Below are 24,744 nucleotides of genomic sequence, written 5' to 3' on the forward strand. Positions count from 1 at the left end.
CCGCGAACCGATTTATAATCCAGACTTCAAACGGGAATGTTTACATATGCTGCCGTTTTATCTGTTCGCGTTCGGACGGGCGATCCGAGACTCACAGCGGCACGAGGAGGACCTATGGCGTTCGACACAGAGCTCGAGAGGCGCGCGCATGCATTGGCGCTGACGCAAGACATCAGTTCGACGCGCGGCGGGGGATCCGACCTGTGGCCCATCTTGCGCCGAAAGGCGGCCCGGGTGCGGAATCTCGCCACCAGGCTCGAGCGAGAGCCTGCGGCGTGTTCTGAGCCCGCGCACGAGTGGCTGATCGATCACGCCGCCTATCTCGAACTCCAGGCGATGTTGGCGGAGCGCCTGTGGCCGAACGCCGTGGTGCGGAAACTGCCGAGGATGGCCGAGACCGGGGAGCCCCGCGTGGTGACCCTCGCCGCGGCCTACCTCGATGCGACGCGCGGACACGTCGAAGCCGAGACGCTCATCCGGTTTGTCGAGGCGTACCAGGACGTCCAGGTTCTGACGACGCACGAGTGTCACCAGCTGGCCAACGGCCTGCGCGTCGCGATCCTCACGCGGCTCGCCGAAGCGAGCGATGAGATACAGCATCGGTACGAGACGTGTCGCGCGGTCGGCCGCTTGCTCGACGAGATCGAGCGGGGAGACGGGCCAGTGGCCGTGCGCCGCGCCATCGACCGCTTTTCTAAGGGACGTGGGCTTGGCGCCGTGGAGGTGGTGCATCTCGTGCATCACCTGTCCGAGTGGGAGCCGGACAGCCAGGAGCTGCGCGAGTGGCTGGCGGCGCACGTCGCCAACTCTTCCGAGAGCATCGAGCGGCTGACGACGTACGAGGCCGAGTGGCACGCCGAAATCCAGGTGCTCATCGGCAATCTGGTGCAGAGCCTGCACGCGCTGGAGCGCATGTCCTGGCAGCCCATCGCCTCGCGCATCTCCCGGGTGGAGTCCTGCCTGCGGCAAGAACCGACGGGCGACTACCTGCGGCTCGATCCGACGAGCCAGAACGTGCTCACGCAGCAGGTCAGCTGGCTCAGCGAGGCCTTCCGCCTGCCCGAGGCGATGATCGCCGAGACCGCCGTCTCGTTGGCGCGAGAGGCCTGGGAGAAGGCCGGATCGCCCACCGCCTCGAGCGACCTGCCGCGGGAGGCGTTTGTCGCGTACTATCTGTGCGATCCCGACGGGATGCACGCGCTTCACCGATCGCTCAAGGAGCGCGCGAAGCCGAGATCAGTTCCGCAGATTGCACTTCGCCGCCGTCCCCTTCGTTCGTACCTCCTTGGTGTGGCGTTTCTGTTCGCGGCCATCCTGTGGGCGGTGCTCGGGGGGTTCACGGGCGGATTTCGCGCGCCCCTTGGGGCGACGCTGGCGCTTGCCGTCCTGCTCGCGCTTCCCGTCAGCGAATGGGTCATTTCGCTCGTGCACGAGGGGATACGCCGCGCCGTTCGGCCTGTGCCTCTCCTGCGCCTCGACTTCAGCGAGGGGATTCCGGAGGACGCGCGCACCCTGATCGTGCTCCCCGTCATTTGGGCGAGCGAGGCCGACGTCGACGAGGCGTTTGACAAGATCGAGCTTCACCACCTGACGAACCGCGGGGCCCATCTCTACTTCGCGGTGCTCTCGGACCTCCGGGACGCCGACGCGCCGCACCTGCCGGAGGACGAGCCTTTGCTCGCCCGGGCGCGCGCGCGCCTGGAGGCGCTGCGGCACAAGTACGGAGCCGCTCGCTTCTTTTGGTTCCACCGCGATCGCGTCCTCAACCGCGCGGACGGCGTCTACATGGGCTGGGAGCGAAAGCGAGGCAAGCTGGTGGAGTTTGTCGAGCTGCTTCGCGGCAAGCGCGACACGACCTTCCGCGTGAAAGACGGCGATCTCGCCGTGCTGCCGACGATTCGCTACGTGTTCACCGCGGATCTCGACACCGAACTGCCCATTGGCACCGTGCAGCGCCTTGTCGGCACCATGCACCTGCCATACAACCGGCCGCGGCTCAACGCCCGTGGCACGCGGGTGGACCAGGGCTACGGCGTGCTCCAGCCGGCCGTCGCCGTCAGCCCGCGCTCGACCCAGGCCTCCCGATTCGCGCGCCTCTGGTCGGGCGAGACGGGCGTGGATCCGTACGCGTTCGCCATCTCCAACCCTTATCAGGATTGGTTCGGGCGCGGCCTGTTCGTCGGCAAGGGGCTTATCCACGTCGACGCGTTTCACACCGTGCTGTGCGATCGCATCCCGGACAACCGGGTCTTAAGCCACGACATCCTCGAAGGCGGGTTTTTGCGCGCCGGCCTCGTGGCGGACGTGGAGGTGGTCGAGAGCCAGCCGGCGACGCTGCGCGCCTACATGCGCCGCGCCCATCGGTGGGTGCGTGGAGACTGGCAGCTGACGTATTGGTTGCGCCGGGTGTGTCGCGATCGGCGCGGGGAGACGCAGCCTGTGGATTTGTGCGGCTTCACGCGCTGGAACATCGTCGATCACGTCCGGCACAGCCTGGTCAACCCCGCGCTCGTCCTGCTCATGGGCTCCGGCATGTCAGGGCTTTTGCCCGGCCCAGCGTACGCATACGGCGCCGTGCTCCTTATCACCGTGTTTTTGCCCTTTTTGCGCCAGCTTGAGTCCATCCGGCCCGGCGAATGGGACTGGAGGAGCGCCGCGACGGCGCTTGGCCAGAGCCTGGTCATGCTCGTGACGCTGCCGTTCATGGCGGTGGTCGAGGCGGACGCCAGCCTGCGCGCTCTGTATCGGATGCTCGTCAGCCGACGGCGGCTGCTCGAGTGGATCCCCTCCTCTCACGCGGACCGGTCGGACGGATCGCCCGCGCCTCTTCTCTACGAGCCGGCGGGTTACGCGGTCGCGCTGGCGTGTTCGGTGCCTGGGCTCTTCGGCACGTGGGAACAGGCGCTCTCGAGCACCCTCGCGCTCGCGGTGTGGCTGCCGGCGCACGCCGTGGCACGCTTTCTGGCGAAGCCCGCGGGAGAAGCGCGCGTCGCGGCGCCCGATCCTGCACTCTCCGCGCACCTGCGCGAGGTGGCCACGGCGATGTGGCGGTTTTACGAGCGGTACGTCGGCGAAGAAGATCATCACCTGCCGCCGGACAACGTGCAGTTTGAGCCCGTGGAGCGGATCGCGCACCGCACGTCGCCGACCAACATCGGGCTCTATCTCTTGTGCGTCGCCGCGGCGGCGGATCTCGAGATCATCCCGAAGGAAGGCGCCATCGCCCGCCTCGAGCGAACCCTGGCGACGCTCACGTCCCTGGATCGATGGCATGGGCACCTGTTCAACTGGTACGACACGCGCACGCTCAGGCCCCTCGCGCCGAGGTACGTCTCGACCGTGGACTCTGGCAATCTGGTCTGCGCGATGCTCGCCTTGGGGCAGGCCCTGCGCGAATGGGCGGCATCCGACGCGGACATCGCCCCTCGCGCGCGCCGCCTTGCGGACGCGATGGAGGGCTTCGCGCGGGAGATCGATTTTCGTCCTTTGTATCGCCCGGATCTCAGGCTTTTTTCGTTGGGCTTTCACGCGGATCGAAACGAGCTCGAGAACATCGTCTACGATCTCCTCGCCTCCGAGGCGCGCCAGGCAAGCTTCATCGCCATTGCGAGCGGCCAGGTGCCCGCGTCGCACTGGTTCGCGCTGTCCCGCACCATGACGCGCGCGGGCCGGTACCAGCCGCTTTTGTCCTGGTCCGGGACGATGTTCGAATATCTCATGCCCGCGCTCCTGATGCGCCATCTCCCTCACACGCTGTGGGAGGAGACCTACCGTGGTGTCGTGTGGAGACAGATCGCCTACGCGCGAGAGCGCGGCGTCCCGTTCGGCATCTCGGAGAGCGGCTTCTACGCGTTCGATCGCGACCTCAACTACCAATACCGGGCGTTTGGCGTGCCGGGGCTCGGGCTGGACCGCGGCCTGGAGCAACACCTCGTGGTGGCGCCGTATGCGACCATGCTGGCGCTTCCCTTCGCCCCTGAACAGGTGGCCGAGGCGCTCCGGCAATTGCGGGAACTTGGAGCGCTGGGACCGTACGGCTATTACGAGGCCGTCGACTTCACGGCGAGCCGGCTTCCGCCGGGAGACCGGTACAAGGTGGTGCAGAGCTTCATGGCGCACCACCAGGGCATGGCGTTCATCGCCATCGCCAACTACCTGAATCGCAACCTTTGGGTGGAGCGGTTCCATCGCCTGCCGCTGGTGCGCGCGGCCGAGTACATGCTGTACGAGCGTATGCCGAAGCGGCCCGCGCTGCTCCTCAAGCCGGTTCACGCCGCGCACGCGCCCAACTTCGATCGCCCGGTCTACGCGCGCCGGCGAAGTGGAGACGATGTGGCCTGGAACGCGGTCTCCAACGGCAGCCTGACGAGTTTCGCTGACGCGCGCGGCGAGGGCGGGATCGCCTGGCGCGGCATCGCGGTGACGCGCTACCGGCCGGATCGGCACCTGCCCTATCGCGGACCGGTCATGTACGTGCGAGATGTCGATCGCGGCGGCGTCTTTCGCACCACCCTGCACGGTGGCGGCGGACACGTAGAGGCGGAGTTTCGCCCGGACAAGTCGAGTTGGAAGCGCGTGGTGGACGGGATCGAGAGCGAGTGGTCGGTCCTCGTGGCCCCGGATCGAGACGTGGAGATTCGGACGTTGGTCCTTCAGAACCTCGGGGAGGACGTTCGCCGGCTCGAGGTGACCTATTTCGCCGAACTCGCGCTTGCGAAGCCGGCTGCGGACATCGCGCATCCGTCGTTTCAGCGCCTGTTCGTCGAGACGGGATGGGACGATGCGCGCCAGGTGCTGTGGGCCCAGCGCAGGCCCGAGTCGGACGATCAGCCAGACGTGTACGCGGCGTTTCACCTCGTCGCAGACGAGGAAGCGCCAGCGCCGGTGGAGTGGGACTCCCATCGGGCGCGGTTCGTCGGCCGCGGCGGCAGCCTCGCGGCGCCGCGGGGGCTCTGGCGCCGTCTGCGTGGCGAAGGGGTGGCCGATCCGGCCGCGATTCTCCGCACGGCCGTGACCCTCGCACCCGGGGAAAAGCGCGCGCTCTATGTCATCACCGCGCTCGGCGAGGCGCGGGACGAGGTCGTGGAGACGGCGTTTGAAATGCGCCAGCCTTCGGCCCGATCGCGCGCGGCGCAGCTCGCGTGGATGCGCGCGCAGATCGATCTCCGCCAGCTGCACCTTTCGCCGGACGATGTCGAGGACGCCATGGAACTTCTGTCGCGGTTCTTGTCCCGGCACGCGTTTTCGCCCGAGCGGCGGGCGGCCATTCTGCAGAACGAGCTTGGCCAATCCGGGCTCTGGGCGCACGGGATTTCCGGCGATCGACCCATCGTCGCCGTCCGGCTCGCCTCCGCGGCGGAGGTCCCGTTTGTCGCGAAGCTCGCGCGGCTCACGCAGTATCTTGCGCACATGGGCTTCGCGAGCGATCTCGTCGTGATCGACGAGACGATATCCAGCTATCGAGACGAGATGCGGGATCGGATCCGGGCGGAGATGGCGCGCCGCGGCGTGCACGACGCGGCGACCCTCGCCGTGGTGAAGGCGGATCAGCTTTCGAGCGCCGAGCGGGCGCTCATGGAATCGGTGGCTGTCGCGACGTTGCGGGCCGGTGGGCCGAGCGTCGGCGCGCAGCTCACGGGCGGACGGGTGCGGCGCGAGGAATCGGCGAGACTCGCGTCGGACCGCCTGGAGCCGGAGCCGAAACGCGCGCCGCGCGATGCGGGGCAGGTGGAGGGAGAGTTTGCGAACGGCTATGGCGCGTTCGTCGACGACGGTCGCGCGTACCGCATGCGTGTGACGCGCGCCAAGCGGCCCCCGCGGCCCTGGTCGAACGTGCTTGCCAATCCCAACTTCGGCGCGCTCGTGACTGAGCTCGGCACCGGCTACACCTGGTGGCGCAACAGCCGCGAGTTCAAGCTCACGCCCTGGCACAACGATGCCGCCTTCGACCCGCCCGGCGAGGCCGTGTACATCGCCGATCTCGACCGCGGAATCATCGCGAGCGCCACCCCTTCGCCCGCCGGCGATGAACGGACGTACGACGTGACGCATCGGCCCGGCGTCACCACGTTTGAAAGCGACGTGGAGGGCGTCCGCGTCACGCTTCATGTGTTCGTCGATTCTGCCGAGCCCGCGAAGTGGATGCGGGTGCGGCTTCGCAACCAAAGCGGGGAGGAGCGCAGAATCCGCGTGGCCCCGTATGCCGAATGGGTGCTCGGCGTGGATCCGTTCTCGAACACGCCCCTCGTCGTGGTGCGGAAGATGGGCGAAGCGGATGCCATCGCTGCGGAAAACCGGTATCAGGAGGCGTTTCGCGGCGCCTTGGGCTTTCTGGCCGTGGGCGGCGCCGGACGGACAACGGGGTGGTTGGGAGACAAGACGCGCTTCCTCGGCGACGGATCGTATGCTCGGCCCGACGCGCTGCTCGAGGACGCGTGGCGCGGGGGAGACGGCCCCACGCCGACGCCCTGCGCCGTCCTTGCGCGCGATCTCGACCTTGGGCCGCATGAGGAGGCCGAGGTGGTCATCCTCCTTGGCGCGGCGCCTGACGAACACGAGGCCGCGAGGCTCGCCCGGCTCGCCGACCCGGCCGCGGCGGATCGCGCGCTTCGCGAGGTCACTAGATTCTGGGATGATCTTCTTGGGCGTGTCCAAATCCGCACACCGGATCGCGCCTTCGACATCCTGATGAACGGCTGGCTCGTGTACCAGGCCCTCGCCTGCCGCCTCTGGGCCCGCACGGCCTTTTACCAGGCCGGCGGCGCGTTCGGCTTTCGCGATCAGCTGCAGGACGCCCTCGCGCTGATTCACGCTCGACCCGACATCCTGCGCGATCAGATCCTGCGGGCGGCGCGCCATCAGTACGTCGAGGGCGACGTGCAGCACTGGTGGCATGAGGAGTTGGGCAAAGGCATCCGCACGCGCTTTTCGGACGATTTGCTTTGGCTTCCGTACGCGGTCTCGCGTTACCTCGAGGCGACGGGCGATGCCGCGCTCCTCGATGAACGCGCGCCGTATCTCGTGAGCGCCCCGCTTGGCGACGGCGAACTCGAGCGATACGAGGACAGCGTCTGGAGCCAGGAGGAAGGCACCCTCGCGGAACACGTCGCGCGGGCTGTGGAGCGCGCGCTTCACTTCGGCGATCACGGCCTCCCGCTCATCGGCATCGGCGACTGGAACGACGGCCTGAGCCGAGTCGGCGCCAAGGGCCGGGGCGAGAGCGTGTGGCTGGCGTGGTTTTTGGCGGATGTGGTGCGGCGGGTGGCCGAGATCGACCATCCGGAGTTCGCGCAACACCGTGCGCGCTGGCTTGCGATGCGCGAGCGGGTTCTCGCGGCGGCGAACGAGTCGGCGTGGGATGGACAGTGGTACCGGCGCGCCATCACGGACGATGGGCTGTGGCTGGGATCGGCCGCCTCGCCCGCGTGCCGGGTGGACGCCATCGCGCAGTCGTGGGCGGTCATCTCGGGAGGAGCTCCGCCGGATCGGGCCGTGCGCGCCATGGAGTCGTTCGATCGGGAACTCGTGGACCGGCGGCTCGGTGTGGCTCATCTCCTCCAGCCAGCATTTCGAGATCTGCGCCCGAGTCCTGGCTACATCCAAGGCTATCCGCCGGGAATCCGCGAGAACGGTGGGCAGTACACACACGGGGTCATCTGGAGTGTCATCGCGTGGACGCGGCTTGGGAGGGCAGACGAGGCGTATGAACTGTTCTCCATGCTGAACCCGATTCATCACGCCGACACGCCGCGCGAAGTGGAGCGGTACGGGAACGAACCGTATGTGATGTCGGCGGACGTCTACACGGCGGAACCGAACGTGGGGCAGGGCGGCTGGTCCTGGTACACAGGCGCCGCCTCGTGGATGTACCAGGCGGGACTGGAGGCCATCCTCGGCATACGGAGGCATGGGACGAGGTTGCTCGTGGAGCCGTGCGTCCCCGCGCATTGGCCTGGCTTTGAGGTGGCGTATCGGTACGGTTCAACGCTGTACCGCATTCGCGTGGAGCGAGCGCCACAAGGCGCGGAGGCGCGCGACAGCGCGCTCACAGTGGAAGGCGTGGCTCCGGCCGAGATCGATCTCGTCGACGATGGTCAGGAACACCACGTGGTTGTGTGGCTCGCGGCCGAAGGGGCTGAGGTCTTAAGCGATGTTCAGACGGTGGCGGCTAGGCCGCGCGAGGGCGCCCGGCGGTACCGCATGTCGAGCGGCGCGCGCGCGTTCCCCGCGAGCGCGGCGTACCGAAAGCGCGACCCACAACCGTAAGGATAGGCGCGAGTGACAAAGCACTCGCGCCTTCGTCCGCGGCATCACACCCCGATGTTCGGCCCTTGCTCCTGCACGATCACGCGCTCGTTGACATCCTCTAGCGACCTTCCAGTCGTCTTCGGGCCAAGCGCCCCCACGTCGATCATCAAAAGCACCATGGCGCCGGCCACGACCGAGAACATCGCCGTGGCCCCGTGGGCGTGCAGCACGGGCAACAGGATGAACGGCATCAGGCCGCTCATCAGGCGGCTTAAGCTGTAAGCCGTGCCGACAGCCGTGGCCCGAACGGCGGTCGGGTAAATCTCGGCCTGAAAGATGTGGTAACCGTTGGAGAAGATGTTGCTCGACAGTGTGTAGAGAAATCCGAACAGCATGATCAATGTAGGTTGGGTCGTCATGCCGAAGAGAATGCCGAATACGGCCATGCAAAACGCGGCCCCCACGACAATCCATTTGCGCTCGATGCGTTCCACGATGGGGACCGAGAGCAGAGAGCCGATGGGATAGCCGATGAAGCTCACCGCGGCGTAGGTGAGCGACGTGGTGATGGTCAAGCCCTTGCTCGCCAAGACCAGCGGAACCAACGTGCCGAAGCCGTAGTAGCCGAAGGTTTGGAGGATTTGAAAAATCCAAAGCATGATGGTTCGCTTCGCGTACGTCGGCGTGAACAACGTGTTAAGCGGCACGCGCTTGGGTTCCACGGCGTCGGTGACAGGCGTTTCGTTCCCCGGTTCGCGCGGTGCCTCTTCCAAGAATCGAGCGAGGATTTGTTCCGCTTCCTGATGTCTGCCCACCGATTCCAGCCAGCGAGGCGATTCGGGCAGGATTCGCTGCAGCGACCACACGATGATGGCGCCGAGGGATCCAATGACAAACAGCCAGCGCCAGCCCGCCATGAGGAAGTGGGTGGTCACAAGGGCACGTGCCAAAAATCCCTCCACCGGCGTCGCACAAAACTCGAGCGTGTACGTCCAGGCCATGATCCTGCCGCGGTTGTGCGCGGGGAAAATTTCGCTCAGGTACACGTCACAAAGCGGCAACAGCGCACCGATGCCAAGTCCGGCGAGAAACCGGAAGACAATCAGAAAGGTCGCGTTGGGGCTGAAGGCCGCGATGAAGGTGAACACGGAATAGGTCGACAGGATGCCGAGAAAGGCGGCCTTGCGCCCGACGTGATCGGCCAGTGCGTTGAACCCGATGCTGCCGACGAACATGCCGAGAAATGCGGATGAGAGCAGAAGGGCCTGTTCCGACTTGGGAATGTGGAATGCGCTGGTCAGCACCGTGCCGAGCACGCCGGAGAGGTAAATGTCGAACAGGTCGAAGAACAGGCTGATGCCGACGATCACGGCGATGCGCTTGTGCCACCGCGTGAGGGGCATTTGGTTGAGGCGAGCTGCCACCATGGGTGTAGACACGATCATCCCTCGCTTTCGACGTCACTGGCCTGCCGAATTCGTTCACCTCCCTGGGCAGGTGCAAATGAAAACATTTTCGTTATTTAGTATACACGGTATTAGATTTCGTATAACGAATCACTTATATAAACTTAACGAATAGTTTCAAGTGCTGGTGCGGGCAGCGTGTAAGTGTAAGCTACGACAATGCCCATATGAGGCCCGAGAAGTGTGCGAGGGCGGAATACACGATGCCGAGACACAGAGACGACTGAAAACTACAACAAAGCGAAGTAAATAACCATGTTCAATGGAGATATTTTTGTGTATTTTTACTCGTAAAATCATACTTTCTTTAAGCCCAGTCATCTGTGTGAAAGGGGGCGGCAAGGTATTGGCTACGATGAAGGATGTTGCTGAACTCGCTCGCGTCTCAATTGCCGTGGTTTCTCGAGTGCTGAACGAAGATCGTTCCTTGTCCGTTCCTGAATCCACTCGAAAACGGGTCATAGAAGCAGCAAATCAGCTAAATTACAAAGTAAAACGGCGGCAAAATAGATCTGCTACGAGTAAGATAAAAACAATTGCAATTGTCGATTTCCATCCAGAAGAGCAAGAGCGTGATGACCCATATTTTTGGCCTATGGTGCGTGGGATCGAGTTGGAGTGTCAGGAAAAGGGGTTGATCCATCCCGTTAAGTTTTACGTAAAAACCCCCGCTGAATTCAGTCCAAGTGAGTTGTCGAACTTTGACGGGGTGCTCGTGATCGGTGCTGAGGAATGGTCTGGTTGGGACGATTTCCACCACCCCAATGTTGTATTTCTCGATCATTGTCCAAATGTGGCTCGTTATTCATCTGTACTTCTTAATTTTTCTAGTGCCGTAAAAGATGTTTTTAACCACTTTTGGAGGTTGGGTTATCGAACTTTTGCCTACATCGGTGGGACCCGCAGATTCGGCATGGATGAGCGTGAGTCCACGTTCCGCACTTGTGTCAAGTCAACGGTCGGTGCCGAACCCCCTGTGTACCACGGAGACTGGTCAACTGGCGGGGGTTATGAGGCCATGAAGCTTATGCTCCAAGAAGGCGCGCCGCTCCCAAGAGCGATTTTCGTTGCAAGCGATCCGATGGCGATTGGGGTCATACGGGCGCTAACTGAGATAGGAAAGCGGGTGCCTGAAGACGTAGCTGTGGTCGGGTTCGATGACATCGACATGGCGGCCTATGTCAACCCAGCGCTCACCACAATACGTGTGCAGCCAGAAGTCATGGGGAGGATAGGAGTGCGGATGCTAATGTGCCCTTATGATCCAAACGTACCAGTTCAGGTTGTCATGCCATATCAGCTGGTCATTCGAGAGAGTTGCGGGGCTTGTGGCAGTCTGGCCGCCGGAGGGAGGGACTTCGGCTTATGAGGCGAATTCTTACGATTCTTGCTGCTTACTTCGTCCTCGCTGTAGGTGCATTCATATCCATATTTCCGTATCTGTGGGCCGTACTTACTTCTTTGAAGCCTGAAAGCGAGGTCTTCACATCTCACTTTTTGAGTCTGCCGACTCACATCGAATGGGCCAACTATACCCATGTATTTCAACAGATTAACATGGGGCGATACTTACTGAACACCGTGATTGTGGCAGTTGCGAGCGTGCTAGGCCAGCTCATTTTCGGTTCTATGGCTGCCTATGGATTTTCGCGGTTTAACTTTAAGGGGAAGAATGTAATATTCATGCTTTATTTAAGTACGCTCATGATCCCCAACATCGTAACACTCATTCCTCTATTTATCATGATGAAATATCTGGGGTGGATCAACACCTACTATGCACTCATTGCGCCAGCTGCGCTCGGGACTCCGGTGGGCATATTTCTGTTGAGACAATTTTTCCTAACTATTCCCTCTGAGATTGAAGAAGCCGCTCGAATGGACGGAGCAGGTGTCATTCGAGTATTCGTACAAATCATCTTGCCTTTAAGCAAACCGGTTCTAGCGACTTTGGCAATCATTACGTTCGTGTCGTCATGGAACAACTTTCTATGGCCCCTCATTGTGACGAATACCGACTCTATGAAGCTTGTGAGTGTAGGCATTGCCTCGTTTCAATTTCAAGTAGGTGCAGAATGGAACTACATGATGGCTGCTTCCACAATAGCCCTGCTCCCATTGGTCATCCTATTCTTGCTGTTTCAGCGCAGGATTATCGAGTCAATTCAGCTCACTGGGTTGAAGTAGAGCAGAAGGAGGTGATGGAAGGTAGGCAATCACGCGGTCAGCCAATTGCACACTCAGATAGGTGAAGCCTAGAGGCTAACAATGAAGGGGGTTGTGGTATGAATCGTAATGGAAAGAAGGTTGTTTTTACTATTCCGGTTGTTCTGACGATGCTCCTAGTTGGATGTGGTACATCAACTGCGAATAAGCCTGGTCATCAGTTCTCAACGAGTGAAGGCAGTGCTTCTACCCAAGTTGTCACGTTACATTACATGCTCTGGGATCCGAACGAGGAAATCGGTTACAAGCAGTCCATCGCCGTCTTTGAAAAGTTACATCCGAATATCAAAGTTGTCATCGAACAGTACCCGTGGTCTCAGTATTGGCAAAAATTAGAGACTGAAATGGCGGCAGGGACAGCTCCCGACGTGTTTTGGGATCATGTTACTTATTTCCCTACTTTTGTTACGAACGGTCAACTTCTCAATTTGACGCCTTATATTAAGAGTTCCCATGTCGATTTGAGAGAATATTATCCGAACTTGCTGAAGCAGTACGAGTACAACGGAAATATTTATGGCCTGCCAAAGGACTGGGACACGATAGCCATATTTTATAACAAGAAGCTGTTCGAAAAGGATCATGTTCCATTTCCAACAAACTTGACTTGGAATCCTAGAAATGGTGGAACATTGGTCAAGGTTGCTGAAGAAATGACCGTAGATAAGAACGGAAAACACCCGGGCCAGCCAGGGTTCAATCCGAACCAAATCGTACAATACGGATTTATGTCATATAACTCAAATCAGTCATTTTATTACAACTTTTTGGCCGAAGACGGAGTGAAAATCCTAGACCATAACTTCGGGACTCAGGTGCTAATGGACACCCCGCAGGCCATTCAGACCATGCAGAATCTTATTGACATGATTTACAAGTACCATGTATCGCCTTCTGGAGCCGAGGGAGCTAACGTTGTAAATAGTGAAGGAAATGCTCAGCAATTATTTGAAGAAGGTAAGCTGGCGATGTACACCGATGGCGATTGGGTCCTGACACCTGTCGTGAAGGCAAGCAATTTCCCTGTCGGGATAGCTCCGCTACCTGTCGGGCCAATAGGTCGTGTGTCTGTCATGAACGGACTGTCGGACGCCATCTATGCGCATACGAAGTACCCAAAGCAAGCGTGGGAACTGGTTCAGTGGCTGGCGAGTCCGCAATCTGAGCGGATCCTCGCATCGGGTGGTTACGTATGGCCTGGGATCAAGTCGTTGGCACCACTGTTTGCACAGGCCTGGACCAAGAAAGGCGTCGATGTCACGCCGTTCCTCGAAGAATCGAGGGGTAAGACCATATCGTTCCCCATCACTGTGAACTGGGGGCAAGCTGAGAACGCGATCGACAAAGAATTCGATTTAATGTGGCTAGGGAAAGTGCCCCCGTCTCAGGCGCTCCAAACAGCCGTGCAGCAGGCGGATGCGGCACTGAATGGCGGTCAGTGATTCCTTTCGTGGGAAGGTACCGCTGCTCGGTGCCTTCCCGTGCCTTGAATCTGAGGACAGGATGTGAGAATTATGGGGATCGACGCCAGCGCTCGGCTGACTCGGCAAGTAGAAACAAATGCTTCATACAACATCGGCAGGCGACTGGCTCCTTACGCCTTTATATTCCCGAGTTTCATAGGAGTATTGGCGTTTCTTCTTGTACCTGCTGTCGCAGTGCTGATTATAAGCCTCTTCAATTGGAATATGTTATCACCCCCTAAATTTGTTGGGCTTCGTAACTATCTTGACATCTTTCAAGATCCCCTTGCACTCCACTCCATGCTTGTGACAGTGTATTATGTTTTGCTCAATATTCCGGTCCAAACTGTGTTGGCCATTTTGCTTGCGCTTTTGTTGAACCGCAGACTTCCGGGAATGGGGATGTTTCGAGCGTTCTTTGTCCTTCCTTGGCTGGCCATGCCGGTAGCTATCTCAGTGGTGTGGAACTTGATCTTTGATCCAACCAATGGCGTTCTCAATGACGTGTTAACTGCCGTTGGCCTGCACCCGCAGCAGTGGCTTTCATCGCCAGTAGAAGCCCTGCCTTGCGTTGCTGCAGTAAACATATGGCAATGGACCGGGTATAACATGCTCTTTTTCCTTGCGGGGCTACAAAGTATCCCGTCCCATCTTTATGAAGCAGCGAATATCGATGGGGCGGGGCGACTGCGAAAGTTCTTTTCAATCACCTTGCCACTGCTCAGGCCGACACTGTTGTTCGTGCTGATCACGAGTGTGATCGGCTCCTTTCAAGTGTTCGACACTGTCTATGTGATGACACAAGGAGGTCCCGGTACAGCGACGAACGTTTACAACTACTATATATTCCAGCAGGGATTTCAGTTTTTTCACATGGGCTATGCTGCGGCGTTGTCAGTCATTCTGTTTGTCGTGATTCTCTTGGTTACACTTATCCAATTCCGTTTTGTGGGCAAAGGAGCAACATACGACATGAGTTGATTGTGTGAAAAACGAAATCCACTTTGCCAGTACGAGACTCAGACTGTGAAGGCTAGAGAGGATGTCGTCGATGGACAAGATCGCATTCATCGGAGCGGGAAGCACAGTTTTTGCAAAAAACGTACTCGGAGACTGCATGTTGACACCGTCATTGCGGGGATTTGAGTTTGCTCTATTCGACATCGACGAGGAAAGACTAAAAGATTCTGAACGGATGCTGCTCAACCTGAAGGAGCAATTGCGTGCCGATGTTCACATTCAGGCCTACCGTGATCGGAAGCAGGCGCTTACCGGAGCGAAATACGTGATTAACGCAATTCAGGTCGGTGGCTACGAGCCGTGTACGGTCATCGACTTTGAAGTTCCCAAAAAATATGGACTCAGACAAACGATCGGAGACACAGTAGGTATAGGAGGGATTTTCCGTGCATTACGCACGATTCCTGTGATGCTTTCGATTGCAGAAGATATGCAGGAGGTTTGTCCTGACGCTTGGTTCCTAAACTACACAAACCCGATGGCTGTTCTGACGAACATCATGATTACACACGGCGGGATCAAGACGGTTGGGTTATGTCACAGCGTGCAGGTTTGCGTGCCGAATCTGTTCAGGTCGCTGAACATGGATCCTGAAGGAGTTGAATACAAGATTGCTGGGATCAACCACATGGCCTGGCTTCTAGAGGTCAAGAAGGACGGTGTAGACCTATATCCAGAAATTAAGCGCCGGGCTAGAGAGAAGCAGAAGCAAAAGCATGAAGACATGGTTCGATTTGAAATAATGGATAAATTTGGTTATTATGTGACTGAGTCGTCTGAGCACAATGCAGAATATCACCCGTACTTCATTAAGCGAACCCACCCCGAATTAATAGAAAATCTGAATATACCGTTAGACGAATACCCACGTCGATGCGTAGCTCAAATTGAGCAATGGCGTCAGATGAGAAAGTCACTAGTTGAGAATAAGAACCTGCAGCATACACGGACACATGAATACGCTTCGTATCTGTTAGAAGCTATGGAGACCAACCAGCCATACAAGCTCGGTGGCAATGTTATGAATACGGGATTAATCGAAAACTTGCCGAGAGAAGCGTGTGTTGAAGTACCTTGCTTAGTGGACGCGAGTGGAGTGACGCCAACTTACGTGGGGCGTCTGCCTGAACAATGCGCGGCTTTAAACCGTACGAATATTAACACCCAACTTATGACCATCGAAGCGGCAATAACACGGAAAAGGGAGGCGGTCTACCAGGCTGCATTCCTAGATCCCCACACTGCCTCCGAGCTCACGCTTGACGAAATTGTGGCTCTCTGCGACGATCTAATTGAGGCACACGGAAACTGGCTGCCAGAATTTCATTGAATCACTAACTCGTTGGTCCAACCTGCACAACGCACACGTTGTGCAGGTTTCTTAGTGATAGCAAGACGTCGTGAAACGCTGTAGGCTGGTTTGGGGTGCAGTAAATGTTTGAGTTGGTTGTGGTTCGAGGCCGCATCCATGTCGTAGCTTCTGGCCGCCTTCCTTAAACTTGTCTGAACACACTGTCAAACCGCCTGCCGGCCTAGTTCCTGTATAATGAGGCTATGTAACCGCTATCGAAACGGGGCGCCCTGGCTGGCTGGCTGGTTCCTAGGCGCTCGACGAGGAGGCTGTCTCATGACCGAAGCGTACAGACCCGGTTTGGAAAACGTGATCGCATGTGAGACGGAGATCTCGTTTTTGGATGTCGATCACGAAGAGATTGTCCTGCGCGGATACGACCTGATCGATCTCGCCAAGAAAGTGTCGTATATTGATATCATTGGCCTGCTCATTGACAAGCGCTTGCCTAACGAGGCGGAACGGCAGGAAATTGAGCACACGCTGAAGTCGCATCGCCAGGTGCCGTTGAACATCTGGGCCATCCTCAAGCAGCTGCCGCCGACTACGCATCCCATGGACATGTTGCGCACCGGCGTATCGGCACTCTCGGGGTTTGACCCAAATCTCGACGATCAGTCGCCTGCGGCGAACCGCGAGCGGGCGATGCGGCTCCTGGCCCAGGTTCCGCAAATCGTGGCGGCGAGCCATCACATCGCTCATGGCCGGGATCCGATTCCGCCGAAGGACGATCTCTCCTTCGTCGCAAACGGCCTGTACATGATCACCGGACGTGAGCCGAGCGCCGACGAGGTGAAGTACTTCGATCAGGTGCTCATGGTCTACTGCGAGCACGAGTTGCCGAACTCCACGTTCGCGGCGCGCGTCATCACGTCCACGCTGTCCGACATGTACGGGGCGCTGACAGGCGCGGTGGCGTCGCTGAAGGGGCCGCTGCACGGCGGGGCGAACGAGGCGGTCATGGAGATGTTGCTCGAAGCGGAGACCGTGGAGGGCTTCGAGCGGCTGATCCGCTCCAAGCTCGCGAACAAGGAGAAGATCATGGGGTTCGGCCATCGCGTGTACATGCGCAAGATGGATCCCCGCGCCCAGATGATGAAGGAAGCCCTCCAGGAGATGGCCGAATCGAATCCCGAGGCCAAGAAGTGGCTTGATATGTGCGTGGCGGGCGAGACCATCATGCGGGAGGAGAAGGGGCTGTATCCGAACCTCGACTACTACGCGGCGCCGGTCATGTACATGCTCGGAATCCCGGTTCCGCTCTTCACGCCGGTGTTCTTCGCGGCGCGCGTCGTGGGGCTTTCGGCGCACGTCATGGAGCAGTTGGCGAACAACCGCATTTTCCGCCCGCGCGTGTTGTACAAAGGGCCGCGCGGCCTGAAGGCGTAAATCGGCGAAGCAGCCGACGTTTCCATACTCGACCGTATGAGCGGGCGGCGCTGCCGCCCGGCACTTTGCTGTGTGCAGGGGGATTGACGATGAGTTCAACCGTGGATCGCCAGGGCGGACGCCCGTTTGACGACGTGATCGTGCAGATGACGGACTATGTGATGAAGCCAGAGGTCGCGAGCGACGAGGCGCTTCACATTGCGCGCCACGTGCTCATGGACACCATTGGGGTGGGGTTGCTCGCCCTCTCGTTCCCAGAATGCGCGAAGCACATCGGGCCGTACGTGCCTGGGGCCGTGATGCCGGGGGGCGTGCGGGTGCCGGGCACGAAGTACGAGCTCGATCCGGTCCAGACCGCGTTCAACATCGGCGTGATGATCCGCTGGCTCGACTACAACGACACGTGGCTGGCGATGGAATGGGGGCATCCGTCGGACAACCTGGGCGGCATCCTGGCCGTGGCGGATTACGTGAGCCGCGAGGCGCGCAGGCGGGGACAAAAACCCTTGACGGTGCGCCAATTGCTCGAGCGCATGGTGCAGGCGCACGAGATCCAGGGTGTGCTCGCGCTCGAGAACAGCTTGAACCGCCGCGGGCTCGATCACGTCCTGTTCGTGAAAGTGGCTTCGACGGCGGTCACCACCGCGATGCTCGGCGGATCGCGCGAACAGATTCAGAACGCCGTCTCCAACGCGTGGATCGACAACGCGCCGCTCCGCACGTATCGCCACGCACCGAACACGGGATCCCGCAAGTCGTGGGCGGCGGGCGACGCGACGAGCCGCGCCGTGTGGCTCGCGTTCATGGCGCTGCGCGACGAGATGGGCTACCCGAGCGCGCTCACGGCGCCTCAGTGGGGCTTTAGCGACGTGGTCATGGGCGGCAAGCCGATTGTGCTGGCGCGGCCGCTCGGCTCGTACGTGATGGAGAACGTGCTCCTGAAGATCTCCTTCCCGGCGGAGTTCCATGCCCAGACGGCGGTGGAGTGCGCGTTCCAGCTGCATCCGCTCGTGAAGGATCGCCTCGACGAGATCGAGCGCATCGTCATCACGACGCACGAGTCCGCGATTCGCATCATCGACAAAAAAGGGCCGCTTCACAATCCGGCGGATCGGGATCACTGCATCCAATACATGGTCGCGGTGGGACTCATCTACGGCGATCTGCGGGCCGAGCACTACGAGGACGAGACGGCAAGCGATCCGCGGATCGACGCGCTGCGCGAGAAGATGGAGGTCGTCGAGGATCCGCGTTACAGCAAAGATTACCTCGATCCGGACAAGCGCTCCATCGCGAACGCCGTTCAGATCTTCTTCCGCGACGGATCGCACACCGACAAGGTGGAAGTGGAGTATCCCATCGGCCATCGCCGCCGCCGCGCGGAAGGGCTGCCGAAGGTCATTGAAAAGTTCCGCGCGAACCTGTTGACGCGCTTTCCGGAGAAGCGCGCCGAACGCATCCTCGACCTGTGCCTGGACGCCGAGCGGCTGCATGAGACGCCGGTCGACGAGTTCATGGAGCTGTTTGTCATCTGAGAGGAGGCGTGAACGTTGGCGTGGCTGGTGGAAGAGCAACCGAGCCAAGAGCAGTTGGCCAAGCGGTTCCTCGAGCGCATTCAGGAGCCGCGGATCCTCAAAATCCCCGGCGCGCACGACGGGCTGACGGCGCGCATCGCGAAGCAGGCGGGATTTGAAGCCATCTACCTGTCCGGCGCGGCGTACACGGCGAGCCGCGGACTGCCCGATCTCGGCATCGTGTACTCGAACGAAGTCGCTGAGCGCGCGTCCGATCTCGTCCGGGCCTCCGGCCTGCCGGTGCTCGTCGACATCGACACCGGCTACGGCGGCGTGCTCAACGTCGCGCGCACCGCGAAGGAGATGGTCGAAGCGCGCGTGGCGGCGGTGCAGATTGAAGATCAGGTCATGCCCAAGAAGTGCGGGCATTTGAACGGCAAGAAGCTCGTCGAGCCGTCGGAGATGGTGGAGAAGATCCGCATGTTGAAGACGGTGGCGCCCACGCTCATGGTGGTGGCCCGATCCGATGCGAAAAGCGTGGAGGGACTCGAAGCGCTCGTGGAGCGCGCCAATCGGTACGTGGAGGCGGGCGCGGACGCCGTTTTCCCGGAGGCCTTGACGACGGAAGAGGAGTTCCGCTATGTTGCGGAGCGGGTTCGTGTTCCGCTGCTCGCGAACATGACGGAATTCGGGAAGACGCCCTACTACACCGCGGACCAGTTCGAGTCGTGGGGCTATCGCATGGTGATTTATCCCGTGACGAGCGTCCGCGTGGCGGCGAAGGCCATCGAGCGCGTGTTCGAAGCGATTCAGCGCGAGGGGACGCAGAAGTCGTTCCTGTCGGAGATGCAGTCGCGCGAGGAGCTGTACCAAACCATCCGCTACTTCGATTACGAGGCGCTCGACGAGCACATCGCCAAGACGGTGCTCGAGGATTCGATGAAGCGCGCGGACAGATGAGCATGGGGCGGGCCTTTCGGGCCCGCCTTCTTTAGGGAGGAAGAGGCGGTTGCAGGATCGGTCGCTACCCACCTTGGAGGATATCGAACGGGCGAGAGAGCGGATTCGAGGGAGCGCGCTGTATACGCCGCTCGACTACTCCGAGACGTTTTCGCGCCTGTCCGACAACGAGGTCTATCTCAAACTGGAGAACTTGCAGAAGACGGGATCGTTCAAGTTGCGCGGCGCGCTGAACAAGATCACGGTGCTCGCGGAGTCGGGCACCCTGACTGGCGTTGTCGCCGCGTCCGCGGGTAACCACGCGCAGGGCGTCGCCTATGCGGCGCGAGGGCGCGGGGTGCCATGCACCATCGTCATGCCGGAAGGAGCGAGCCTCGCCAAAATTATGGCCACGCAGCGGTACGGGGCGCGCGTGGTGCTCCACGGCGACGATTACGACGCCGCATACGGGCACGCGAGCGAGATCGCCATGCGCGAGGGGCTCACCTACATTCACGCGTTTGACGATCCCGACATCATCGCCGGTCAGGGAACCATTGGGCTCGAGATTGCGGAGCAGTTGCCGGACGTGAGCGCCGTCATCGTGCCGATGGGAGGTGGCGGGCTCGCGGCGGGCATCGCCATCGCGCTCAAATCCCTGCGCCCTGGCGTGAAAATCTATGGCGTTCAGGCAAAGGCCGTGCCCGCGTTCCGCCACGCGCTCGATCTCGGCGCCATCGAGACGGTGCCGGGCGAGCCGACCATCGCAGACGGCATCGCGGTGCGGCGGCCCGGTGTGCTGACGTTCGAGGCTGCGAAGCGGTACATCGACGACGTGGTCGTCGTGGAGGAGGACGAGATCGCCCGCGCGATGATCCTGCTCATGGAGCGGTCGAAGCTCGTGGTGGAGGGCGCAGCGGCCACCACCATCGCAGCCGTGCTGGGGAAAAAGGTGCCGGCGGGGCTCGGCAAGGTCGTGGCCGTGTTGTCCGGCGGCAACGTCGACGTGGTGGTGCTGTCGCGGATCATCGAACACGGGCTGGTGGAATCAGGGCGTTACCTGCGCCTCGCCGTGACGATTCAGGACCGCGTGGGCGCGCTGCGGGATCTGCTTGACATCGTCGCCCGGCTCCGCGCGAACGTGCTCACGGTGCACCATCAGCGCGTAGGATCGCACATCCACCTCGGGCAGACGGAGGTCGAGATCGACCTCGAGACGCGCGATCACGCCCACATCCGGCTGATCTGCGACACGCTGCGCCAGGCGGGGTACGAGCCGGTCATCCGGGATTGATGACCGGCTCGGCGCGAGGCCGGACCAGGTGCCCGCGGCGATGAGCGCGCTCTCTCGCATCGCGATGACCGAGCGCTTCCTTCTTGAGGACCGTCGCGTCGTCGGCGTCCCCGTTCTCGTGGTGGAGGTTCTTTCGCCTTCCACGGCGGCGCATGATACGATTCGCAAGATGTTGTTGTACGAGCGCGCGGGCGTGCCTGAATACTGGATTGTGGAGCCAGAAGAGCGAGCCGTGCACGTGTACCGCGCGAACGGCGGGGCGCTTCGTTGGCACATGTCCAACCGAGTCGGCGACCGCATGCCGCCCCAAGCATTTCCCGATCTCGCCATCGACGTCGGCGTTCTCTTTGATGAATGGGCGAGCGGAAAGCTCTCGGTAGGCATCAAAAAGAGGCCGGGTTTAGACCCAGCCCCCGCCGTTATGGTTCGGATCGTCAAACGGCGCATTGTCATCAAACGGCCCGTTCTGAAAACCGTCGTCGCGAAAGTCCACCTGGTTGTCCCAGGGCTCTGCCGAACCCCAGTCCTGCATTTGTCCCGGATCCACCGGGTTGCCGTTTGGGTCGTAGACGCCGCCGTGGTCCATCATCATCTGCTGCTGCAGCTGTTCGATCTCGTCCTGCTGAATGATGTTCTGCTGCAGAAGCGCGTCGATCATCTGTTGATCTTCCATCTGGCGGAACATGTCGTACTGCATGGCGTCGATCCGGCCTTGCTCGAAGAGCCACGACAACAGCGCACCTGCCGCCATGCCGCCGAGAAACGAACCGGCGCCGCCAAACCCAGGCCGATATCCTCCATAGGGCGGTGTCACGTCGTACGTCGGGCCGTGATTCGGGCCGTAACTGGATTGGAACGGGCCCTGATTGTACGGGGTACTCTGATACGACTGGAACGGGCCGCGGCGGTACACGGGTCCGCCTTGCGTGCGGCGCGCGAACAGGAGCACCAACAGGATGACGATCACGACGAGCAGAAGGATGACCAACAATCGGCTCACCTCGCCTGAGTGGTACCCTTATCATAGCGCGATTTTTGGTCTTCAAACCACCGCACATGCGAAAAAAGTGTTGCAATCGGCGTCCGACGTGCTATAATTGGTCAAGGAAAGACAAAGTCAGTATGTATGGCTTCTTAAGGTCAAAGTTAGTCAAAGTCATCAAGGCGGATTCGCGCGGTTTCGCGTTTCGGCGTGTCGATGTCACAAGCGTTGGAGGTGGGCGACGATGCCATTCATTCATCCAGAGTTCATCCTGGGCGGGAATTTCCCGTTCGATGATTTGTTTCGTCAGATGAGCGGCCAACCCATGGGGCAGCCCGTGCAGACGCTGCCCGGTGGTGGCAAGAACGGCGGTGTGCTTGAGCAGTTTGGCCGCAATCTCACCGAGCTGGCGAAAGCGGGGAAGATCGATCCGCTGATCGGCCGCGAGGACGAGATCGAGCGCACGCTGGAAATCCTGAATCGGCGCAACAAGAACAACCCCGTCCTCATTGGTGAGCCGGGCGTGGGCAAGACCGCTATCGTCGAAGGCATCGCCCTGCGCATCGCAGAAGGGCGGGTGCCGAAGAAGCTTTTGGGCAAGACGATCTACGCGCTCGACGTGGCTTCGCTGGTGGCGGATACCGGGATCCGGGGCCAATTCGAGAGCCGCATGAAGCAACTTATCGCCGAACTTGAGTCTCGCCAGGACGTCATTGCGTTCATCGACGAGATCCATCTGTTGGTCGGGGCCGGCGCCTCGCAGGGAGGGCTCGACGCCGGGAACATTCTCAAGCCTGCGTTGGCGCGTGGAGACATCCAGGTGATTGGGGCCACGACGCTCGACGAATACCGTCAAATTGAGAAGGATCCGGCGCTCGAGCGCAGGTTCCAGCCCGTGATGGTGGACGAGCCGTCCGTCGAGGAGGCCGTGCGCATTCTCGAAGGGCTGCGGCCGCGGTACGAGGCATATCACGGCGTTCGCTACACGGATGGAGCGATTCGCGCGTGCGTGACGCTCTCTCACCGCTACATTGGGGACCGCTTCCTCCCCGACAAGGCCATCGACTTGATGGATGAGGCCGGATCGAAGGCCAACTTGCAGTACGGAGGGGATCGCGCGAGCATCGAGGAGCGCCTCGCCGCCATCGCGAGGGAAAAAGAGGCGGCAATTCGCCAGGAGGCTTACGAGCGCGCGGCCACGTTGAAGGCCGAAGAGGAGAAGCTTCGCGCGGAACTGGCTCATGCGGCAGGCGCGTCCGACGTGCCCGTCGTCGATGAGGAGCAGATTGCGGCCATTGTCGAGGCGAAGACGGGCATCCCGGTGACGCGGATGCAGGCCGATGAGCAGGCCAAGCTCAAGAACCTGGAGGCCGATCTCGCCGCCGTCGTGATCGGCCAGGATGAGGCGGTTCGCCAAGTGGCTCGAGCCATTCGCCGCAGCCGCGTGGGGCTGCGCAGGGGCGACCGACCCATCGGCAGCTTCCTGTTCGTCGGACCGACGGGCGTGGGGAAGACCGAGATGGCCCGGAGGCTTGCGGAAATCCTGTTTGGATCGAAGGACGCGATGATCCGGCTCGACATGAGCGAGTACATGGAGAAGCACTCGGTGTCGAAGCTCATCGGCGCGCCGCCTGGGTACGTGGGATACGAGCAGGCGGGCCAGTTGACGGAGCAGGTTCGCCGTCACCCGTACAGCCTCATTCTGGTAGACGAGATCGAAAAGGCGCACCCGGACGTGCAGCATATCTTCCTCCAGATCATGGAGGACGGGCGTCTGACCGACAGCCAAGGTCGTACGGTGAGCTTCAAGGACACGCTCATCATCATGACGTCGAACGCAGGCGAGGTGGAGCGGAAGAGCCACGTCGGCTTCACCACGAAGCCCGACGAGGAAGAGCGCGTCGATGTCGATCTCGGCGATCTCTCTGCGTACTTCAAGCCGGAGTTCCTGAACCGGTTTGACGCCATTGTCCGGTTCCGCCCCCTGGGGCAGGCCGAGGTGCAGCGCATTGTCGAGCTGATGCTCGCGGAGGTGCGCGAGCTTCTCGCCGAGCGGGGCGTGACGCTTTCCTGGACCGAGGAGGCCGTGCACTGGCTGGCGAAGCGCGGCTATCACCCGGCCTTCGGCGCGCGGCCGCTCCGCCGCACCGTCCAGACGTATGTCGAAGACCCAATCGCGGACCGGTTGATCGACGAAGAGGTGCGCGAGGTGCGCTTGGATGTCGAAGGAGACGCACTGGTGGTGCAAACGTCAGAGTCCGTAACGTCTGCATGAATGAAAAATTGGCATGAACGAAAAAGCGCGGAGAACCCAGGTCTTGGGTTCCCGCGCTTTTGGTCTCTCATCACCAGAAGAAAAGCCCGAACAGGGTGTAGATGATGAGAAACGGCACGGCCCACCGCACCCACGCGCCCCCATACCCGTATTCCGGGCCAGGTGCACCGTAGGGAGGGGCGCCGTACCCTGGTCCACCCATGGGACCTGGGCCGAATCCTCCGTATGCGAGGACAGGATCCACGCCCGCCGCATCGCCATCTGTGAGAATCAGGGACGGCACGGCCTGAGAACGGGGCGACAGCACGATGACGCGGCCGTCCGACGTCACCCGCTCGATCAGACCCTGATGCTGTCCGTATGGGGTGCGAAACGTGACCCAGCGCCCGACGAGGCGCTCGCATTCAGTTTTTGTGCACATGGTTTCACCCCCCAATCTACTCGCACCTTATGCCATCGAACTCTGTGTCGTCGCGGTCGATGTCCGGGAATCCCCTCGGATGGGTTGGGAAATACTTGGTGATGAGGAAACGCTCTTCGAAGTTGAACTTTTTTCAAACACTTCAGAAAGCCTTTAC

15 protein-coding genes and 1 pseudogene are annotated in these 24,744 nt (G+C 60.7%); 12 read left to right on the forward strand and 4 right to left on the reverse strand.

Annotated elements, in window-relative coordinates; genetic code table 11:
* The first annotated feature begins 114 nt into the window (after positions 1–114).
* Positions 115–8,265 (forward strand): GH36-type glycosyl hydrolase domain-containing protein, encoded by an 8,151-nt coding sequence (locus AACI_RS03960; RefSeq protein WP_012810189.1) that lies wholly within the window; start codon positions 115–117, stop codon positions 8,263–8,265.
* Between the two features lie 44 nt (positions 8,266–8,309).
* Here the strand turns inward: AACI_RS03960 and AACI_RS03965 are convergent, their stop codons facing one another.
* Positions 8,310–9,686, reverse strand: coding sequence for an MFS transporter (locus tag AACI_RS03965; RefSeq protein ID WP_012810190.1), 1,377 nt, complete (start codon positions 9,684–9,686; stop codon positions 8,310–8,312).
* 289 nt (positions 9,687–9,975) lie between these two features.
* Between AACI_RS03965 and AACI_RS03970 the strand changes: the two genes are divergently transcribed.
* The 9 genes from AACI_RS03970 (at position 9,976) to ilvA (ending at position 20,909) form a co-directional block, all read left to right on the forward strand.
* Entirely contained in the window at positions 9,976–11,082 is a 1,107-nt protein-coding gene (locus tag AACI_RS03970) for a LacI family DNA-binding transcriptional regulator (RefSeq protein ID WP_245530702.1), read from the forward strand.
* Positions 11,079–11,900 (forward strand): carbohydrate ABC transporter permease, encoded by an 822-nt coding sequence (locus tag AACI_RS03975; RefSeq protein ID WP_012810192.1) that lies wholly within the window; start codon positions 11,079–11,081, stop codon positions 11,898–11,900. The genes AACI_RS03970 and AACI_RS03975 overlap by 4 nt, the downstream gene beginning before the upstream one ends.
* A 98-nt stretch (positions 11,901–11,998) precedes the next feature.
* Positions 11,999–13,381 (forward strand): ABC transporter substrate-binding protein, encoded by a 1,383-nt coding sequence (locus tag AACI_RS03980; protein ID WP_012810193.1) that lies wholly within the window; start codon positions 11,999–12,001, stop codon positions 13,379–13,381.
* Between the two features lie 72 nt (positions 13,382–13,453).
* Positions 13,454–14,383, forward strand: a complete 930-nt coding sequence (locus AACI_RS03985; protein ID WP_008336847.1) for a carbohydrate ABC transporter permease — start codon at positions 13,454–13,456, stop codon at positions 14,381–14,383.
* A gap of 70 nt (positions 14,384–14,453) precedes the next feature.
* Positions 14,454–15,752 (forward strand): alpha-glucosidase/alpha-galactosidase, encoded by a 1,299-nt coding sequence (gene melA / locus AACI_RS03990; protein ID WP_012810195.1) that lies wholly within the window; start codon positions 14,454–14,456, stop codon positions 15,750–15,752.
* A 297-nt stretch (positions 15,753–16,049) separates the two neighbouring features.
* Positions 16,050–17,162: a citrate synthase gene (mmgD, locus tag AACI_RS03995; RefSeq protein ID WP_012810196.1), complete on the forward strand. Its 1,113-nt coding sequence runs from the start codon at positions 16,050–16,052 to the stop codon at positions 17,160–17,162.
* Positions 17,163–17,251: 89 nt separating this feature from the next.
* Positions 17,252–18,697, forward strand: a complete 1,446-nt coding sequence (locus AACI_RS04000; RefSeq protein WP_012810197.1) for a bifunctional 2-methylcitrate dehydratase/aconitate hydratase — start codon at positions 17,252–17,254, stop codon at positions 18,695–18,697.
* A 15-nt stretch (positions 18,698–18,712) separates the two neighbouring features.
* On the forward strand, positions 18,713–19,636 hold the full coding sequence (gene prpB / locus AACI_RS04005; protein WP_012810198.1) for a methylisocitrate lyase: 924 nt from the start codon (positions 18,713–18,715) through the stop codon (positions 19,634–19,636).
* Positions 19,637–19,685: 49 nt separating this feature from the next.
* Positions 19,686–20,909 carry a threonine ammonia-lyase gene (gene ilvA, locus AACI_RS04010; RefSeq protein ID WP_012810199.1) on the forward strand — a complete coding sequence of 408 codons (1,224 nt, stop codon included), beginning with the start codon at positions 19,686–19,688 and terminating at the stop codon, positions 20,907–20,909.
* Here ilvA and AACI_RS16870 read toward each other — a convergent pair.
* Positions 20,896–21,063 carry a hypothetical protein gene (locus AACI_RS16870; RefSeq protein WP_245530703.1) on the reverse strand — a complete coding sequence of 56 codons (168 nt, stop codon included), beginning with the start codon at positions 21,061–21,063 and terminating at the stop codon, positions 20,896–20,898. The genes ilvA and AACI_RS16870 overlap by 14 nt on opposite strands.
* Here AACI_RS16870 and AACI_RS17225 point away from each other — a divergent pair.
* Positions 21,031–21,186, forward strand: a pseudogene (locus AACI_RS17225) (Uma2 family endonuclease); the annotation flags it as partial. The gene AACI_RS16870 and the pseudogene AACI_RS17225 overlap by 33 nt on opposite strands.
* 123 nt (positions 21,187–21,309) lie before the next feature.
* On the opposite strand, the gene AACI_RS04020 reads toward AACI_RS17225, so the two are convergent.
* The gene (locus AACI_RS04020) at positions 21,310–21,900 is read right to left on the reverse strand and encodes a hypothetical protein (protein WP_012810200.1); all 591 of its coding nucleotides are present in this window, start codon (positions 21,898–21,900) and stop codon (positions 21,310–21,312) included.
* Between the two features lie 235 nt (positions 21,901–22,135).
* On the opposite strand from AACI_RS04020, the gene AACI_RS04025 reads away from it, so the two are divergent.
* A complete protein-coding gene (locus AACI_RS04025) occupies positions 22,136–24,166 on the forward strand; it encodes an ATP-dependent Clp protease ATP-binding subunit (protein WP_012810201.1) in 2,031 nt (676 codons plus the stop codon).
* A 70-nt stretch (positions 24,167–24,236) separates the two neighbouring features.
* Here AACI_RS04025 and AACI_RS04030 read toward each other — a convergent pair whose 3' ends face one another.
* Positions 24,237–24,587: a hypothetical protein gene (locus AACI_RS04030; protein ID WP_012810202.1), complete on the reverse strand. Its 351-nt coding sequence runs from the start codon at positions 24,585–24,587 to the stop codon at positions 24,237–24,239.
* Between the last annotated feature and the right edge of the window lie 157 nt (positions 24,588–24,744).

The organism is Alicyclobacillus acidocaldarius subsp. acidocaldarius DSM 446 (assembly GCF_000024285.1).
In the GTDB taxonomy this organism is placed as follows: domain Bacteria; phylum Bacillota; class Bacilli; order Alicyclobacillales; family Alicyclobacillaceae; genus Alicyclobacillus; species Alicyclobacillus acidocaldarius.